The following is a 17,728-nucleotide window of genomic DNA, read 5'->3' as shown; positions in this document are numbered from 1 at the left end:
GTGCGAGCCCCTGCCAGTTATGATCGTCACCATCAAGAGTAAGAGGGCTAAACATCAGGTGACCAACCACCTCCCCTTCATCAGAACAAGCCACCAGCGATAGCGTTAAATGGCTATTCTCACGCAAGCTCATAACCAAATTAGCTTCTGCATCCGTTTCAAAAACAGATTTCAATAAACGATCGATGACAAGTATATCTGCCGGTGCTTCAGTTCGAATAAGCATTCATTACCTCACTTTGTGTATCTGGGGATTGTACTCCCTTCTGCACAAAATCAGCTAATTGATTTAACAAAGTTTTCATAGGAGTCGGCAATAAGTCTAAATCGACGCTATCCATCAAATTTTTCACTTCCAAGCCTAGCTCGGTATCGCCCTCAATAGACAGTCGACGTTGGAAGAAAAGCGTATCTGGGTCTTCTTTTCGCCCAGCAATCAACACGAGATCATTTAGATTGCCACTAAAACTCACATCTTCATTGACCTCTTTATCAGCGACAACTAGTTGCTCATTTTTGTAGCTAATACACCAACTTAACCCCATATCTTTTATTGAAACTTTAAGCCACTTGTCTTCTAAGAACTCAAAATCACCATCCTCTAAAGCCTCCTTGAATACATTTTTCAATGCTTCTAATAAGGCTTTTTTTTGTACTGATTTTGGTAATAACTGGACTGGAGATCGCAAAATTGATGCGGCATTTTGAACTAGTTGAGTGCGTATCTTGTTTATCACGTGACTTATCCGTAACTTTGTCAATAATATAGAAAGCATCATAGATGATGTTGAGATCTCAGTTACTGTTATGTATCAAATTAATTCAGTTTGATGCTCGACCTTTAATATATTGATAATCACAGTTATAGTAACTCTGGTCATGAAAATCACAGCGAATCGCTGCACTCACAAGTAAACATCGATAGCTGAACAAAAAGCAATCAATGTTTATCGATAGTGAATATTCAAGCTCTTGGAGAATTGGTAGTACTTTGATGCCTCCCCAGCAACTACAACATTGGTTTACACAGCTTACTGCAAACAGCCCGTTCTTTTTTGCGGTACTTGATGCTCAACATAACTATTTTATGGTGAATGAGCGTTACTGTGATATTGCTGGTTTAAGTAAAACAGAGCTTGTAGGCATGAATGACCGCCAAACCTTGGGCGAGCAATTCTATCAACACCTAAAGCCTTACTATGAGCGTGCATTCAATGGCGAAACGATTGAGGCCGAAATCACCCTAAACGAAACGGCTTTAGACACTAGCCTTCATTTCAGCCTATCTCCGCTTACCAATGGTAAAAAGACTGAATACATCATCTTTCACGCCTTCGATACATCTGAAAACCAAGTACTTGTCCGTTCTTTAGAAGAGTCTGAAGCGAAATTCCACAAGCTATCTCACCTGCTCCCAGACGGATTGCTATTAGTTGAAAACGACTACATTCTGTCTTCGAACCCTGCAGCTGCGCGCTTACTTGGTTTTAACTCCACCACAGAATTGATTGGCGAAGAGTTAGGCCGATTATTTATCGATGAACAAACCAAAACAGTCTTTAATAATGACCTCAGCTCCATTATTTCTGAGTCTGGCTTGGTTTGTTTAACGGGTGCTCGATGTGGCTTTGAACGTAAAGTTCAGTTAAATATCGACTCGACGGTCATTCTTGGAAGCAGTACCCAACTCGTACTTATTCAAGACGCTCAAGAAACAACAAAACAATACACCCCCGCTAACAGTGAAGATGCCTACATCGATACACTGACTAAGCTCTACAACCGACTTGGGTTTACCAAAAGCCTTGAGCAGTTCATTCACAACAAGACCCCTGTTGTGATGCTCTACTTAGACATCGATAACTTCAAAAATATCAATGACTCACTTGGCCACCACATCGGTGATAAAGTGATTAAAGAGGTCGCATCTCGCTTAAAACGACAACTGCCTCGTCAAGCTATTATTGGCCATTTAGGCGGTGATGAATTTGGTATTATTCTACCTGAGCCTGAACACCCACGAACACCTGAAATACTCTCTGAAAAGATCATATCTCTGATCAACCAACCCTTCGATCTCCACCATTTTAGCAAGCGTTTAGCCTGCTCGATTGGTAGTGTGAGCTTTCCTCACGATGGCAGTGACGCACGTATCTTGCTACAGAATGCTGACACCGCAATGTATGAAGCTAAGGATCGTGGACGCAACCGCCTGATCAAGTTCAACGAACAGATGAACAAAGAAGCGCGAATGCGACTGTGGCTTGAGATAGAACTGCAAAAAGCACTGCAACAGAACGGGCTTGAGGTTTGGTACCAACCAAAAGTAAATGCGCGTGACTTCACCATTAACGGAGCAGAAGCTCTGGTACGTTGGAAACACCCCGTAGAAGGTTATATTAGCCCTGCCGCATTTATTCCTGTAGCGGAACGAGCTGGCCTTATTGAACAACTTGGTCGTGTGGTAATGCGCGAAGTATTTGCCACGGTGAAACGTTGGAAGATGCAAGGTATTTTACCTGGTCGCGTCGCGATCAACCTTTCACCAGAGCAGTTTGGTAATCCAAAATTGATTGATTTCATGGAGAAGTTGCTGCGTTCTACTGAGCTAGATCCAAGTGCGATTACCTTTGAGCTTACAGAAAGTGCCGTAATGAGTGATAGTGAGCACACGCTTCAAATGCTGAACGCGATTAAGAGACTTGGCTTTGCGTTATCCATCGATGACTTTGGTACGGGTTACTCTTCTCTATCTTACCTTGCTCGCTTTCCGATTGATGAGCTTAAAATTGACCGGGCTTTTATCTCAGATATCGATACCTTACCAAAGCAAATTACCGTAATTGAAAACATCATCAACCTTGGGAAATCTCTCGATTTAACCGTGGTTGCAGAGGGTGTCGAAACCAGTGAGCAAGCAACCCTGCTGTCTAACCTCAACTGTGGTTCAATTCAAGGTTTCCACTTCTATCGCCCTCAACCAAAACAAGAGGTTGAAGAACTGTTCGCCCAAAACCGTCGTCACAAGAATTAATTAAACACGCCCTCCAACACCAAGCTAAAGCGTAAATTCGCCATTCGTCAGTACCTCAAATGGGGTAAAAGCAGATTTATCCATCTAAACCTGCCTTACATCAATTCCGTCATTCATAATTCTTCATAAAATACTCGCTTCAATTTTATTCTATTGGTAGTGAGCAAATGGAACTCTTATGCCCAGCGGGTAACTTACCTGCTTTGAAAACCGCTATTGATTGCGGTGCGGATGCTGTCTATATCGGATTCAAAGACGATACGAATGCCCGACACTTCGCAGGACTTAACTTTGCGGGTAAAAAGCTCGATCGTGCTGTGCAGTATGTGCATGACCGCAACAAGAAAATTCACGTTGCCTTAAATACTTTTGCTCACCCAAACGGCTTCGAACGCTGGACTAACGCTGTAGATAACGCCGCCGCACTAGGCGTTGATGCGCTGATCATCGCTGACATTGCGGTGCTCGAGTACGCTGCAAATAAATATCCAGAACTAGAGCTGCACTTATCAGTACAAGCATCTGCGACCAATGCAGCCGCTATCGACTTCTATCATAAAAATTTCAACGTTAAGCGTGTGGTATTGCCGCGCGTATTGTCGATCCATCAGGTCAAACAGCTTTCTCGTAACATCACTTCTGACGTTGACCTCGAAGTATTCGCTTTTGGTAGCTTATGTATCATGGCAGAAGGCCGTTGCTACCTCTCTTCATACATGACGGGTGAATCGCCAAATACGGTTGGGGCATGTTCTCCAGCAAAATACGTTCGCTGGCAAGAAACGGATGGCGGACTTGAATCTCGCTTGAACGAAATCCTTATCGACAAGTATGAAGCAGGTGAGAACGCAGGTTACCCAACGCTATGTAAAGGCCGATTTGAAGCAGAAGTAGATGGTGAGCGAAAGCGTTATCACGCACTTGAAGAGCCAACTAGCCTTAACACACTATCTATGTTGCCTGAGCTTTTCGCCGCGAATGTTGCTTCTGTGAAGATTGAAGGTCGCCAACGTAGCCCTGCTTATGTCGAGCAAGTCACTCGCACTTGGCGCGCAGCCATCGATCGCTACTTAGCGAACCCTGAACAATACCAAGTGGAACAAGCTTGGAATGCGACACTGGCGAATGTATCTGAAGGTACACAAACCACGCTTGGCGCTTACCACCGTAAATGGCAATAGAGCCAAATGGAGAACTCAATGAAATACGCATTAGGCCCTCTACTTTATTTTTGGCCAAAACAAGATGTTGAAAGCTTCTATGAGCAAGCAAAATCAAGCTCTGCCGACATCATCTACCTCGGTGAAGCGGTGTGCTCAAAGCGCCGTGAGATGAAAGCAAAACACTGGATGGACATAGCAAAAGAGCTGTCTGATTCAGGTAAGCAAGTGGTACTTTCAACCATGGCATTGCTAGAAGCCCCAAGCGAAGTCAACATCATGAAGAAGTACATTGATAACGGTGACTTCGCCATTGAAGCCAATGATGTATCTGCGATTCAACTGGCAAGTGAAAGTAAGGTGCCTTTTGTTGTTGGCCCTGCGGTGAACACCTACAATGCACGCACTCTGAACCTGTTCTTGAAACAAGGTATGACGCGTTGGTGTATGCCCGTTGAGCTTTCTCGCGAGTGGCTAAGCAACGTAATGAAACAGTGCGAAGAGCTTAATATTCGTAATAAGTTCGAAGTAGAAGTGTTTAGCCATGGCTACTTACCTCTTGCTTACTCTGCACGTTGCTTTACAGCCCGAGCAGAGAACAAAGCCAAAGACGATTGCGAAACCTGCTGCATCAAATACCCAACAGGTCTACAGGTCGAAAGCCAAGAAGGCCAATCGGTATTTAACCTTAATGGTATCCAGACGCAATCAGGTTACTGCTACAACCTAGTCAATGATCTACCGAGCATGCATGACTTGGTCGATGTCGTTCGCCTGAGTCCATTGGGTATCGACACTTTCTCTGAAATCAATAACTTCAGAGCGAACGAGCAAGGTCAAAAACCAATGAAGATTGAAAGCCGCCAGTGCAATGGCTACTGGCATCAGCTTGCGGGTTTAGACGTTAAAAACATCTAGTTTCTAGAGTTAAACCCATCAGCCACAGAGACAAAAAGGTCTAGCATTCGCTAGACCTTTTTAATTCTACTTAAGAAATACGACCTATGCCGCCGCTGTATTCATCGGTGAGACATCGAGCTTCTTTACATCTTTGTAGAGCATCACCATCACCACCACGCTTAGCGCAATATTAGACAGTGGGTACGCAACCCAGATCCCCGGCACACCGTACAACTTAGGCATAATGTACAAGAAAGGTAACTGGATAAGCATATTACCTAGCATGACAAACATCGCTTTACTGCCTTTGTTGACCGCCTGATAGTAAGCACCCGCTACCACTAAGAAGCCATCAAGCGCCAGTGCAAACATGTGCAATCGAATACCCAACACGGTGTACTCAACTAGCTGAGGTTCATCTGAGTTAAAGACTGACACAAACTCTCGTGGGAACGCGTTCAGAAGCAGCACGAACGCCACACCAATCAATACCGAACTCATCATCGCAATCTTAAGTAGCTTACGGATATTCGCTTGGTTACGCGCACCATGGTTATAACTCACCAATGGTTGCATGCCGTTGGCGATACCTTCAGCCGTGAGATAATAAACCGTCACTATGTAGCCCAAAATCGCGTAAGCACCAATCATCAACTGGTCGCCATATTGAGAGAACAACGCATTGTGCAGCGCAACCATCATCGAACCGTAAGCGTACATAAAGAAGCTTGATGTACCAATGGCAAAGATTTGTGGAATCACATCAAGCTTCAGTCTCAGTTCATTCCAACGCAAGCGCAGGTTTGCTCGACGTGAGAAGAAGTAAGCTAACCCCAAACCTGTTACTACAAACTGAGCAATCGCGGTTGCCAATGCAGCACCCTTCAACTCCCAACCAAGCTGAGCAATAAACAGATAATCCAGAGCTATATTGATCACCGCACCGACAATCATCAGTATGGTGGCCAAGTTCGGGCTGTCATCGTTACGCAGTAAAAACGGCATCGCGATCGAACCTAGCGTGAAGACACTCGCGCCAATCAGAATGTGTAAGTATTGTAGGCCAAGTTCATACACTCTCCCTTCTGCGCCCTGCCAAAGCAAGAAGTTATCAGCAAACAAAAACAGCAATGCAGAAACAATAGGTGTTATCGCCAACAACAAGGTTAAACCTGTTGCTAAGATCTCCTTAGCGCCTTGAGTATCTTTTTCACCTTGGCGAATCGAGACAAGCGCACCTGTACCTACACCCACCAACATACCAATACCGAGAATCGAACCAATCACAGGCCACGCAACATTGATACCTGCAAGTCCATCAGCCCCCACATAGCGGCCAATGAAGATGCCATCCACCACTTGGTAAAGGCCATTAACCAACATGGCAGCCACAGTAGGGATTGTGTATCGCCAAAACTGACGACTAATTGAGTTACTCATTTCTTACTCTACTTTCATCTGTGAGTCGCATATCAACAAGATATGACTCGAAAAATTAGTTAACAAGGCTAACTAAATATCTAAATTATTTACTTCAAAGCTTTATTTAATAATAGGTTTAGCTGCTGAGACTCTTGCTCAGACAAACGACTTTCCAATATCTGTGCCATGACCTGATAGATCTTACTTTCTTCTTCTAAGCCGACTTCAGCTTTGCTGGTCAATACGACCAACTTAGACCTCGCATCTTCGAGCGAAGCTTTACGCTCAACAAGCCCCTTTCTCTCTAGTCTCTGAACCATAGTGGTTGCTGAAGGCTTGGTCACCTGCATCTCAATCGCAAGATCAGTCAATCGAATCGGTTCAGGAGAAGATTGAATGACCTTCAAATAGTCATACTCATTGAAGCTCAATTGGCAAATAGGATCTTCATTTACCTGAGTTCGCCATATCTTAGAGGCGAAGCGCTCAATCTTTTCTAAATTCTGGTTCAGCATACTCACCTAATCAAGAATGGCATTTAGTTAGCAAGGCTAACTATTTTAGTGTTGTTTAAATAAAAAGCAATCAAAAACGAGCCCCCCCCCCCCCACCACCTGTTTATAAAAAAGGAACATAAAAAAACCGCTGACAGGCAGCGGTTCTTCGGAATCAAAATATATCGTTTACTTTGTGTCGGCTTTTTCTTCGGCCTCAGCCAACTTAACTTTTGCTAAGTGCTCGGCTTTAAGAGTAGTAAATATACGGCTTAGCTCTAAGAAAGAGTAACGATGCTCTACATATTCATACACATTGAAAGACACTGACAACTTGTACAGAGAGATCGCATTCGCGTAGTCCCCATTCATGTGGTAACGCTTAGCAAGGTAGAAATATGTCTCAGTTAGGCGCTGCGCAAGTAACGTGTTGTCACGAGTACCGGTCAAGATGGCCTTAAAAGCCTGCTCTTCAGTAATGTCATCAAGCATAATCGCGACTAATACCCAACCCCACTGCTCATCACGGCTCTCGTAACGTTTTTGCAAATCAAGCTTGGCTTGCTCTGGCGTGAGTTCGTGCTGAATGATATACAACCAAAGCGCACGGAATGGATCACTTGGGTCATCGGTATAATGCTTCGTCATCTCTTCATTGGCTAAATCATAACGTTCGCCGTAGTAGAGTGCGATAGAGCGGTTTCTTTCTGCGTAAGAGTTTGCAGGATCAAGCTCTAACGTAGAATCAAAAGATTCATAAGCCGCATCAAACTCCCCTACCTGCGTAAAGTAAACCCCCAAAAGGTTGAAGATATCAGGTTGAGCAGGGTTCAATGAAAGAGATTGGTTGAAGTCGAGACGTGCTAGATCACGCAGGCCAACACTATCGTAGTAGTTACCACGTTCAAACAGCATCTTAGATCGAACTTCATCATTCAAGTCCGGGCGCTGTAATAATTGACTAAGACGTGCAATTTGAACCTCTTGCTGAACGCTTGGTTGCAGCGGTACAGCCATTGGTGGATAAACCCAACGTGAGGTGTTATCTGATGTTGTCGCACAACCTGTCAGTACAAGCAGTAAACACATACTCGCGGTTTGAAACCATTTCACAAATAATTACTCCTGTTATGACCGCAATAAAAAAGGGGAGCGATATGCTCCCCTTTATAACATGCTTTTTTACCAATGGGTTAGAAATCACTAAAAAGCGATAGTCCCATTAATAGGCTAAGAATTACTCAGCAGCAGGTGCTTCGCCTTCAGCTGGCGTTTCAACTGCTTCTTTCATGCTTAGACGTACACGGCCTTGACGGTCAATTTCAAGAACCTTAACTGGTACTTCTTGACCTTCAGTTAGGTAGTCAGACACTTTCTCAACGCGCTTATCAGCGATTTGAGAGATGTGTACTAGACCATCTTTACCTGGAAGGATAGTAACGAATGCACCGAAGTCAGCTAGACGAGCAACTTTACCTTGGTAAATGCGGCCAACTTCAACTTCAGCAGTGATCTCTTCGATACGACGGATAGCTTCTTTAGCAGCTGCGCCTTCAGTAGCAGCAATCTTGATTGTGCCATCGTCTTCGATTTCGATTGTAGTACCCGTTTCTTCACAAAGAGCACGGATAACTGCGCCGCCTTTACCGATAACATCTTTGATCTTATCAGAGCTGATTTTCATTGTGTGGATACGTGGAGCGAATTCAGAGATATCTTCACGAGCACCAGAGATAGCTTCATCCATTACAGAAAGGATGTGCTTACGTGCACCTTGCGCTTGGTTAAGAGCAATTTGCATGATCTCTTTAGTGATACCTTCGATCTTGATGTCCATTTGAAGTGCAGTGATACCAGCGTTAGTACCTGCTACTTTAAAGTCCATATCACCTAGGTGATCTTCGTCGCCAAGGATGTCAGAAAGAACAACGAAATCGTCGCCTTCTTTAACAAGACCCATTGCGATACCCGCAACAGAAGCTTTGATTGGAACACCAGCATCCATAAGTGCTAGAGATGTACCACATACAGAAGCCATTGAAGAAGAACCGTTAGATTCTGTGATTTCCGATACAACACGAACTGTGTATGGGAATTCGTCAACAGAAGGCATTACTGCTTGGATACCACGTTTAGCAAGCTTACCGTGACCAATTTCACGACGCTTAGGAGAACCAACGAAACCAGTCTCACCTACACAGTATGGAGGGAAGTTGTAGTGTAGAAGGAAGTTGTCTTTCTTCTCACCCATTAGGCTGTCGATGATTTGTGCATCACGTTGTGTACCAAGCGTTGCAGTAACAAGTGCTTGAGTTTCACCACGAGTGAATAGAGAAGAACCGTGTGTACGTGGAAGAACACCAGTACGTACGTCTAGCGCACGAACCATGTCTTTTTCACGGCCATCAATACGTGGGTTGCCAGCAATGATGCGGCTACGTACTACGTTTTTCTCTAGAGAACCAAGCATGCCGCGGATTTCGCGCTCATCTAGGTTTTCGTCTTGTGCAATTAGAGCTTCAACAGTGTCGTTCTTGATTGCGCCAACTTGCTCGTAACGAGCCATTTTCTCAGTGATCTGGTACGCGTCAGATAGACGTGTTTCAGCTTGCTCAGCAACTTTAGCTTTAAGCTCAGTGTTAACTGCTGGCGCTTCCCAGTTCCAAGATGGAGTTGCAACTTCAGCAGCAAACTCGTTGATTGCTTTGATTACAACTTGTTGTTGGTCGTGACCGTAAACAACAGCTGAAAGCATTTCTTCTTCAGATAAGTTATCTGCTTCAGATTCAACCATAAGTACTGCGCCTTCTGTACCAGACACAACTAGGTCTAGTTTAGAGTTTTCAAGCTCAGTATTTGATGGGTTAAGAACAAGTTCGCCGTCGATGTGACCAACACGTGCAGCACCGATAGGACCATTGAATGGAGCACCAGAGATAGCAAGTGCAGCAGACGTTGCGATCATAGTGATCATGTCTGGGTTTACGTCAGGGTTGATAGAAACAACCGTAGCGATAACTTGAACTTCGTTTTTAAACGCACTTGGGAAAAGTGGACGAATTGGACGGTCAATCAGACGAGCTGTTAGTGTTTCGCCTTCAGATGGACGACCTTCGCGCTTGAAGAAACCACCAGGGATTTTACCCGCAGCGTATGTACGCTCTTGGTAGTTAACTGTTAGAGGGAAGAAATCTTGACCCGCAACAGCTTCTTTTTTAGCAACAACAGAAACGAATACTGATGTATCGTCCATAGTCGCCATTACAGCAGCAGTAGCTTGACGTGCCATTACGCCCGTTTCTAGAGTAACGGTGTGGTTACCGTACTGGAATGACTTTACAACTGGTTTTTCAAACATTGTATATCCTTCATCTGAAAATCTCTTTTCAGAATAAGTGAATGAATGCTCAGCAATAACTAATCGCGACTAGTAAAAAAAGACGAGAAGTTCAATCAGACTAAACATCTGCTTTTAATAGTCGCGACCTATTGGCCGACATCTGTGACTGTTATTGTTGAGCTAATTAGGGTGCGAAATAATCAAACAATTATTCGCGTGCGAGAGTATAAACTATTTTCTTGGTAAGAGACATTTTCACGATTAAAAATCAGGTTAACCGCACAGAGAACCTTCATTTTTAACATTAAAAATATAACAGGCACAAAAAAAGGAGCATAAATGCTCCTTTTCTTCAAACTGTCTTTGCAGACATCGCTATTAGCGACGTAGGCCTAGACGCTTGATTAGGTCTTGGTAACGAGTAAGGTTTTTGCCTTTCAAGTAATCAAGAAGCTTACGACGGCTAGAAACCATACGTAATAGACCACGACGGCTGTGGTGATCGTGTTTGTGCGCTTTGAAGTGACCTTGTAGGTGGTTGATAGAAGCAGTAAGTAGTGCTACTTGTACTTCTGGTGAACCTGTGTCGCCTTCAGATTGTGCGTATTCTGCAACGATTGCTGCTTTAGTTTCTGCATTCAGAGACATAAATCTCTCCTGATAAGAGTAAGTTTATATTTGTAGCAGCCAATCTCTGATTCAGCCGCTACGCGAGTCGAGGATTATAGGGAAGTTTACGAGTTGGTGCAATAACAATCGAACTGATGAAAAACGAAAAAAGCGAACCATTAAAATTAAGGGCTCGCTTTCTATATTATTGATTCGCTTTTCCAGGCTAAGCGCCAATACCTAACTAGGTTTCAGCGTTATGGTTGTGGCTCTTCATCTCTGAAAACAACCAAACGCTTCGGTGCAACTCGGCCATCTTCAGCAATCTGAGCAACACCAACAAACAGTTTCTCTTCACCACTTGTCATGCGAACCGTACCTTCAGTTGGCGCACCAGAAACCTGAACGGGCATACCGTGCTGAACTAGGTCAGTCAGTTCCGCGTTTAAGTTAACTTCTGGTAAGTCTTCAACGGCTGTGTCCATTGGCATTAATAGTGGATCAAGCAGTTCTTTGGGTGCAATTTCTTGCGCCTGCGCTTGCTCTAGGATCTCGTTCAACTGCTCCAAAGTCACCATACGATCGTACGGATACTTAGCAACACCAGTACGGCGAAGCATGGTCACGTGGGCACCACAACCTAGCATTTCACCAAGATCGTCGGTAATTGTGCGGATGTAAGTGCCTTTTGAACAATGCACTTCCATCTCAACTTCATCACCTTCAAAGCGAAGCAGTTCAATAGAGTAAACAGTGATTTTACGAGATTCACGAGGCACCTCGATACCTGCACGTGCGTATTCATACAAAGGCTTACCTTGATACTTCAATGCTGAGAACATTGACGGAATCTGGTCGGTTTCCCCTTTGAAGCTTGCAATGCAGCGTTCAAGTTGCTCTTGAGTCACGTTAACATCTCGTGTCTCTACCACTTCACCATCAGAGTCAGAAGTATTGGTACGCTCACCAAGCTTAGCGATTACTACGTAGCGCTTGTCAGAATCTAATAGAAACTGAGAAAACTTCGTTGCTTCACCAAGACAAATTGGCAGCATGCCAGTCGCAAGAGGATCAAGAGCACCGGTGTGCCCTGCCTTCTCTGCAAAGTAAATACGTTTTACTTTTTGCAGTGCATCATTAGACGAAATGCCCGTTGGCTTATCTAACAGAATTACCCCGTTGATAGGGCGACCTTTACGACGGCGAGCCATTACTCTTCGCCCTTAGACTGAGTTTCGTCAGTTCGGCCAGACTCTTCTTGCTTACGCTTATCGTCGTTTAAAACTTCACTTACTAAGTTAGACATACGCATGCCTTCTACTAGTGTGTTGTCGTAAGTAAAACGCACTTCAGGCGTTAGACGGTGACGAATACGCTTACCAAGAGCCATACGAACTGGCACTTCATGCTCTTTAAGAGCAGCAAGACATGATTCAGGTGTTTGCTCACCGATACATAGGAAAGTAACGAACACTTTTGCGTAAGCAAGGTCACGAGACACTTCTACGTCTGAGATAGTTACCATACCGATACGTGAGTCACGAACTTCACGTTGTAGGATAAGCGCAAGCTCCTTTTGAAGCTGCTGAGACACACGTTGTGTGCGGCTAAATTCTTTTGACATTTTCTTTTCTCACTTAGAAAGATGGGGGGCTTGGTAATTACCAGCCCCCCATGGTGTATTCAACAACCGATTACCTTATTACCTTTATTAGTAATGTTAGTAACCTTAGTCAATATGTCGAGTCGTACAGACTGATTAGTCTAGAGTACGTTTAACCTCAACGATTTCGAATACTTCGATCTGGTCACCAACGCGAACGTCATTGTAGTTCTTAACGCCAACACCACACTCGTAACCATTCTTAACTTCTTGAACGTCATCTTTAAAGCGACGAAGTGACTCTAGTTCACCTTCGTAGATAACAACGTTTTCACGAAGTACACGGATTGGGTTGCTACGCTTAATCGTACCTTCAGTAACGATACAACCAGCGATTGCACCAAGTTTAGGCGACTTAAATACGTCACGAACTTGTGCAAGACCAATGATTTCTTGACGGAATTCAGGAGCAAGCATACCGCCCATTGCCTGTTTAACTTCGTCAATCAGTTGGTAGATGATTGAGTAGTAACGTAGATCTAGGTTTTCGTTCTGAACTGTATTACGCGCAGTTGCGTCAGCACGAACGTTGAAACCAAGGATGATAGCGTTAGAAGCTGCAGCAAGCGTTGCGTCAGTTTCAGTAATACCACCAACACCAGAACCTACGATGTTCACTTTAACTTCGTCAGTTGACAGTTTCAGTAGAGAGTCAGCAATCGCTTCTACAGAACCTTGAACGTCAGCTTTAAGTACAACGTTAAGTTCAGCAACTTCGCCTGCCGTCATGTTCGCGAACATGTTCTCTAGTTTCGCTTTTTGTTGGCGAGCTAGTTTAACATCACGGAATTTACCTTGACGGTAGTTTGCAACTTCACGCGCTTTACGCTCATCACGTACAACAGTCGCTTCATCACCTGAAGCAGGAACGCCAGAAAGACCTAGAATTTCTACAGGGATAGATGGACCTGCAGTTTCGATGTCTTTACCGTTTTCATCACGCATTGCACGAACACGGCCGTACTCTTGACCACAAAGAACGATATCGCCTTTGTTTAGAGTACCAGACTGAACTAGTACTGTTGCAACTGGACCACGACCTTTATCAAGGCGAGATTCAACAACAACACCAGATGCCATGCCTTCTTTAACCGCTGTAAGTTCAAGAACTTCAGACTGAAGAAGGATAGACTCTAGAAGACCATCAATGTTTGTACCCTGTTTTGCAGAGATGTGAACGAAGATGTTCTCACCGCCCCATTCTTCAGGAATAACGTCGTATTGAGCTAGCTCATTCTTAACGTTGTCTGGGTTTGCACCCTCTTTGTCGATCTTGTTCACAGCAACAATCAGAGGAACGCCTGCCGCTTTCGCGTGCTGGATTGCTTCGATTGTTTGTGGCATTACGCCATCGTCTGCAGCAACAACAAGTACAACGATATCTGTCGCTTGAGCACCACGAGCACGCATAGCAGTAAAGGCCGCGTGTCCAGGAGTATCAAGGAACGTGATCATGCCGTTGTCAGTATCTACGTGGTAAGCACCAATGTGCTGCGTGATACCGCCAGCTTCGCCAGAAGCAACGTGTGCTTTACGAATGTAGTCAAGTGTTGAAGTTTTACCGTGGTCAACGTGACCCATGATAGTAACAACAGGAGCACGACCTTCAGCGATAGCATCGCTATCACGGTCAGCTAGTACTGCTTCTTCAAGTTCGTTTTCTTTACGTAGGATTACCTTGTGACCCATTTCTTCAGCAACAAGTTGTGCTGTTTCTTGGTCGATCACTTGGTTGATAGTCGCCATAGCGCCCATCTTCATCATTACTTTGATAACTTCAGTTGCTTTAACTGACATTTTGCTAGCCAGTTCAGAAACAACGATAGTTTCGCCGATAGCAACGTCAGATTTTGCAACAGTCGCTGACTTATCGAAGCCTTGCTGCATTGAAGTTGGTTTAGCAAGCTTACCTTTACCGCCACGACCACGTTGGTTACGACCACCACGGTTATTGCCAGGTTGAGTTGCTGGAGCTGGTTTCTTCTTGCGACGACGAGGTGCTTTCTCATCTTTTTTGTCTGCCGCATCTTCAGCTTCACGAGCGTAAGTAGAAGTCGTCACATGGTAATCCGCAGATTTCTCTTGCTCTTTCTTCTTCTTCTCTTCTTCAGACCAACGTTCTTGGTTCTCTTCTGCTAACTTACGAGCTTCTTCAACAAGCTTAGCTGCTTCAGCTTCGGCTTTACGAGTTGCTTCTTGCTCTTGACGAGCTTTAAGTTCATCCGCTTCTTTTTTCGCTTGTGCGTTAGCGTCTGCATTTTTTGAATTCATGTCTTTTTTAGCCTTTTCAGCTTGTGCGCGTTGAGCCTTCTCTTCAGCTTCACGTTTTGCATCCGCTTCACGTGTTACTTTTGCTTCGGCTTCGCGCTGTGCTTTCTCTGCAGCATCACGTTTCGCTTGCTCTTCAGCATCGCGTTGTGCTTTCTCTTCCGCTTCACGATTAGCTACTTCCTCAGCTTCACGTTTCGCTTCATCTTCAATAGTGCTGCGCTTCACGTAAGTACGCTTTTTACGTACCTCAACTTGAACATCCTTACTCTTACCGCCTCCAGCGGCAACACTTAGCGTGCTGCGGGTCTTGCGTTGAAGAGTTAAACGAGTCGGTTCTGTTTCACCAGAAGTATCGCCGTGCTCCTTTTTAAGGTGCGTTAGCAATGTTTGCTTCTCTGAATCAGTCACTTGGTCCGACCCTGCTTTCTTCATGCCTGCATCAGCAAGTTGTTCAATTAAGCGGTCAACTGGCGTACCAATCTCTTCACTCAGTGCTTTAACTGTTAATTGTGTCATACCGCTCTCTCTCCTTGCTGAATTATTCTTCGTCGCCGAACCAACAGATGTTACGCGCAGCCATAATTAGCTCGCCTGCACGCTCTGCAGTTAGGTCTTCGATGCCTTCTAGTTCATCAACGCCTTGGTCAGCTAGGTCTTCCAATGTCGCAACGCCTTTTGCTGCTAGCTTGTAAGCCATTTCACGCTCAAGACCTTCAAGTGCAAGTAGGTCTTCAGCTGGCTCAACACCATCGAAAGTTTCTTCTTTCGCTAGCGCTAGAGTTGTCAGTGCGTCTTTCGCGCGGTTACGCAATTCTTCAACGATACCTTCATCTAGACCATCTACTTCAAGAAGCTCGTTCACAGGAACGTAGGCTACTTCTTCAAGCGTAGAGAAGCCTTCTTCAACAAGCATTTGAGCAAAGTCTTCTTCGATATCTAGGTGCTTCATGAAGTTTTCAATAGAAGCAACTGCTTCTTCTTGGTGCTTCTTCTCTAGATCAGCAACAGTCATTACGTTCAGTTCCCAACCAGTAAGTTGAGACGCTAGACGTACATTTTGACCGCTACGACCGATAGCTTGCGCTAGATTGTCAGCTTCAACCGCGATGTCCATTGAGTGCGTATCTTCATCAACGATGATAGAAGCAACATCAGCAGGAGCCATTGCATTGATAACGAATTGCGCCGGGTTATCATCCCAAAGCACGATATCGATACGCTCACCGCCAAGGTCGTTAGATACAGCTTGTACACGTGCGCCACGCATACCAACACACGCACCAACAGGGTCAATACGTTTGTCGTTTGTTTTAACGGCGATTTTAGCACGAGAACCAGCGTCACGTGCAGCACCTTTAAGTTCAATTAGCTCTTCACCAATCTCAGGCACTTCAACACGGAATAGTTCAGCTAGCATTTCTGGCTTAGAACGAGTAACAAAAAGCTGGAAACCACGAGCTTCTGGCTTAACTGCGTATAGAAGACCACGAACACGGTCACCTGGACGGAAGTTTTCACGAGGAAGTTGGTCATCACGAAGGATTACCGCTTCAGCATTGTTACCTAGATCTAGAATCACTGTGTCACGGTTAACTTTCTTAACTGCGCCAGTGACTAGCTCGCCTTCGTTATCAATAAACTGTTCAACGATTTGAGCGCGTTCAGCTTCACGTACTTTCTGTACGATAACTTGCTTAGCTGTTTGAGTCGTAATACGGTCAAACGTTACTGATTCGATATCATCTTCGATGAAACCGCCAAGTTCGATCTCTGGATCATCGTACTTTGCAGCTTCAATAGAGATTTCTTTTGTTGGGAATTCAACTTCCTCAACAGCTTCCCAACGGCGGAAAGTTTCGAAATTACCCGTTTTACGGTCAATCTCAACACGAACTTCGATTTCTAGTTCGCTTTTCTTTTTTGTTGCCGTTGCAAGCGCGATTTCAAGCGCTTCAAAAATACGCTCACGAGGAACTGCTTTCTCATTAGAAACAGCTTCTACTACCGCCAAAATTTCTTTGTTCATTAATCTAGCCTCTTAAGCTCTTCTCTCTAGGAGAACTAAAATTTAGGGATCAGGTTAGCTTTCGCAATATTGCTCAGGACGAATTCTTCTTCTTGTCCTTCAACCAATACTTTCACTGTCTCGCCTTCGATAGATTGGATATCACCTTTCCATTTACGACGGTTGCCGACAGCCATTTTCAAAACGATGCTTACCTCGTGACCAATAAATTGTTGGTAATGCTCAGCTTTGAACAGTGGTCTCTCTAAACCTGGTGAAGACACTTCAAGGTTATAAGCCACTGAAATTGGATCTTCAACGTCCATTACGGCACTTACTTGGTGACTAACTTCAGAGCAATCATCTACATTGATACCATTTGGTGAATCGATGTAAATGCGTAGCGTTGAGTGCTCACCAGCACGAATAAATTCTAATCCAACTAACTCATAACCTGATGCTGCTACTGGAGCGTCAAGCATTTCAGTAAGTTGTCTTTCTAAACCAGTCATTTAACCACTCCAGAAACAAAAAAAGGGCTCAAAGCCCAATTTAAATTCCAAGCAAACATTATCATCTAAATGCATTTATAAATGCTTAGATAACAAAAAACCCCGTATAAGCCGGGGTTTTTGTTGCTGGACCCTTATATGTTAAGTGTCATCATATTTGATATCACACTTAACTCACAGTGAGGTTCACACTGTGCAAACTTGCTACCAATACAAGCTATATAATAGCATTGAAATTGGTTGCGGGAGCCGGATTTGAACCGACGACCTTCGGGTTATGAGCCCGACGAGCTACCAAACTGCTCCATCCCGCGTCCG

Annotated in this window: 15 protein-coding genes and 1 tRNA gene; 3 read left to right on the top strand and 13 right to left on the bottom strand. The window is 44.4% G+C overall.

Going from position 1 to position 17,728, the window contains the following annotated elements; genetic code table 11:
* Together AB4496_RS12615 and AB4496_RS12610 are read right to left on the bottom strand one after the other, a co-directional pair.
* Window positions 1-226: GNAT family N-acetyltransferase (locus tag AB4496_RS12615; protein WP_372131071.1), on the bottom strand; the 226-nt coding region annotated here is incomplete at its 3' end.
* Complete coding sequence (locus AB4496_RS12610) at window positions 210-737, bottom strand: SCP2 domain-containing protein (protein ID WP_009847531.1); 528 nt, start codon at window positions 735-737, stop codon at window positions 210-212. The genes AB4496_RS12610 and AB4496_RS12615, both read right to left, overlap by 17 nt.
* Window positions 738-994: 257 nt before the next feature.
* Here AB4496_RS12610 and AB4496_RS12605 point away from each other — a divergent pair, with 257 nt between their 5' ends.
* The 3 genes from AB4496_RS12605 (at window position 995) to AB4496_RS12595 (ending at window position 5,112) form a co-directional block, all read left to right on the top strand.
* The gene (locus AB4496_RS12605; RefSeq protein ID WP_009847532.1) at window positions 995-3,034 is read left to right on the top strand and encodes a bifunctional diguanylate cyclase/phosphodiesterase; all 2,040 of its coding nucleotides are present in this window, start codon (window positions 995-997) and stop codon (window positions 3,032-3,034) included.
* A 167-nt stretch (window positions 3,035-3,201) separates the two neighbouring features.
* Complete coding sequence (locus tag AB4496_RS12600) at window positions 3,202-4,215, top strand: peptidase U32 family protein (protein ID WP_009847533.1); 1,014 nt, start codon at window positions 3,202-3,204, stop codon at window positions 4,213-4,215.
* An 18-nt stretch (window positions 4,216-4,233) separates the two neighbouring features.
* A complete protein-coding gene (locus AB4496_RS12595) occupies window positions 4,234-5,112 on the top strand; it encodes a U32 family peptidase (RefSeq protein WP_009847534.1) in 879 nt (292 codons plus the stop codon).
* An 84-nt stretch (window positions 5,113-5,196) separates the two neighbouring features.
* Here the strand turns inward: AB4496_RS12595 and AB4496_RS12590 are convergent, their stop codons facing one another.
* The 11 genes from AB4496_RS12590 to AB4496_RS12540 form a co-directional block, all read right to left on the bottom strand.
* A complete protein-coding gene (locus tag AB4496_RS12590) occupies window positions 5,197-6,534 on the bottom strand; it encodes an MATE family efflux transporter (RefSeq protein ID WP_009847535.1) in 1,338 nt (445 codons plus the stop codon).
* A gap of 89 nt (window positions 6,535-6,623) precedes the next feature.
* Window positions 6,624-7,031 carry a MarR family winged helix-turn-helix transcriptional regulator gene (locus AB4496_RS12585; protein WP_009847536.1) on the bottom strand — a complete coding sequence of 136 codons (408 nt, stop codon included), beginning with the start codon at window positions 7,029-7,031 and terminating at the stop codon, window positions 6,624-6,626.
* A 168-nt stretch (window positions 7,032-7,199) separates the two neighbouring features.
* A complete protein-coding gene (nlpI, locus tag AB4496_RS12580) occupies window positions 7,200-8,123 on the bottom strand; it encodes a lipoprotein NlpI (RefSeq protein ID WP_009847537.1) in 924 nt (307 codons plus the stop codon).
* A 124-nt stretch (window positions 8,124-8,247) separates the two neighbouring features.
* Window positions 8,248-10,368, bottom strand: a complete 2,121-nt coding sequence (gene pnp / locus AB4496_RS12575) for a polyribonucleotide nucleotidyltransferase (RefSeq protein WP_009847538.1) — start codon at window positions 10,366-10,368, stop codon at window positions 8,248-8,250.
* A gap of 360 nt (window positions 10,369-10,728) precedes the next feature.
* The gene (rpsO, locus tag AB4496_RS12570) at window positions 10,729-10,998 is read right to left on the bottom strand and encodes a 30S ribosomal protein S15 (protein WP_004734493.1); all 270 of its coding nucleotides are present in this window, start codon (window positions 10,996-10,998) and stop codon (window positions 10,729-10,731) included.
* Window positions 10,999-11,216: 218 nt separating this feature from the next.
* Window positions 11,217-12,170, bottom strand: coding sequence for a tRNA pseudouridine(55) synthase TruB (gene truB / locus AB4496_RS12565; RefSeq protein WP_009847539.1), 954 nt, complete (start codon window positions 12,168-12,170; stop codon window positions 11,217-11,219).
* Entirely contained in the window at window positions 12,170-12,583 is a 414-nt protein-coding gene (gene rbfA, locus AB4496_RS12560) for a 30S ribosome-binding factor RbfA (protein WP_009847540.1), read from the bottom strand. Before rbfA ends, truB begins: the two co-directional genes overlap by 1 nt.
* A 135-nt stretch (window positions 12,584-12,718) precedes the next feature.
* Window positions 12,719-15,409: a translation initiation factor IF-2 gene (infB, locus tag AB4496_RS12555; protein WP_009847541.1), complete on the bottom strand. Its 2,691-nt coding sequence runs from the start codon at window positions 15,407-15,409 to the stop codon at window positions 12,719-12,721.
* A 22-nt stretch (window positions 15,410-15,431) separates the two neighbouring features.
* Window positions 15,432-16,919, bottom strand: a complete 1,488-nt coding sequence (gene nusA / locus AB4496_RS12550; protein ID WP_009847542.1) for a transcription termination factor NusA — start codon at window positions 16,917-16,919, stop codon at window positions 15,432-15,434.
* Between the two features lie 35 nt (window positions 16,920-16,954).
* Window positions 16,955-17,410, bottom strand: coding sequence for a ribosome maturation factor RimP (gene rimP, locus AB4496_RS12545; protein ID WP_004734501.1), 456 nt, complete (start codon window positions 17,408-17,410; stop codon window positions 16,955-16,957).
* A gap of 237 nt (window positions 17,411-17,647) precedes the next feature.
* Window positions 17,648-17,724, bottom strand: a tRNA-Met gene (locus AB4496_RS12540).
* Window positions 17,725-17,728: the final 4 nt, after the last annotated feature.

This window comes from Vibrio sp. 10N.222.46.A1 (genome assembly GCF_041473595.1).
Taxonomy (GTDB): Bacteria; Pseudomonadota; Gammaproteobacteria; order Enterobacterales; family Vibrionaceae; genus Vibrio; species Vibrio tasmaniensis_A.
Note: the sequence above shows the minus strand (reverse complement) of the source record. Positions and strands in the feature narration are given on the sequence as shown.

Coding starts and splice junctions, on each gene's coding strand:
- AB4496_RS12605 (WP_009847532.1), top strand. CDS start 995: ATGCCTCCCCAGCAACTACAACATTGGTTTACACAGCTTACTGCAAAC.
- AB4496_RS12600 (WP_009847533.1), top strand. CDS start 3,202: ATGGAACTCTTATGCCCAGCGGGTAACTTACCTGCTTTGAAAACCGCT.
- AB4496_RS12595 (WP_009847534.1), top strand. CDS start 4,234: ATGAAATACGCATTAGGCCCTCTACTTTATTTTTGGCCAAAACAAGAT.
- AB4496_RS12590 (WP_009847535.1), bottom strand. CDS start 6,534: ATGAGTAACTCAATTAGTCGTCAGTTTTGGCGATACACAATCCCTACT.
- AB4496_RS12585 (WP_009847536.1), bottom strand. CDS start 7,031: ATGCTGAACCAGAATTTAGAAAAGATTGAGCGCTTCGCCTCTAAGATA.
- pnp (WP_009847538.1), bottom strand. CDS start 10,368: ATGTTTGAAAAACCAGTTGTAAAGTCATTCCAGTACGGTAACCACACC.
- rpsO (WP_004734493.1), bottom strand. CDS start 10,998: ATGTCTCTGAATGCAGAAACTAAAGCAGCAATCGTTGCAGAATACGCA.
- truB (WP_009847539.1), bottom strand. CDS start 12,170: ATGGCTCGCCGTCGTAAAGGTCGCCCTATCAACGGGGTAATTCTGTTA.
- rbfA (WP_009847540.1), bottom strand. CDS start 12,583: ATGTCAAAAGAATTTAGCCGCACACAACGTGTGTCTCAGCAGCTTCAA.
- infB (WP_009847541.1), bottom strand. CDS start 15,409: ATGACACAATTAACAGTTAAAGCACTGAGTGAAGAGATTGGTACGCCA.
- nusA (WP_009847542.1), bottom strand. CDS start 16,919: ATGAACAAAGAAATTTTGGCGGTAGTAGAAGCTGTTTCTAATGAGAAA.
- rimP (WP_004734501.1), bottom strand. CDS start 17,410: ATGACTGGTTTAGAAAGACAACTTACTGAAATGCTTGACGCTCCAGTA.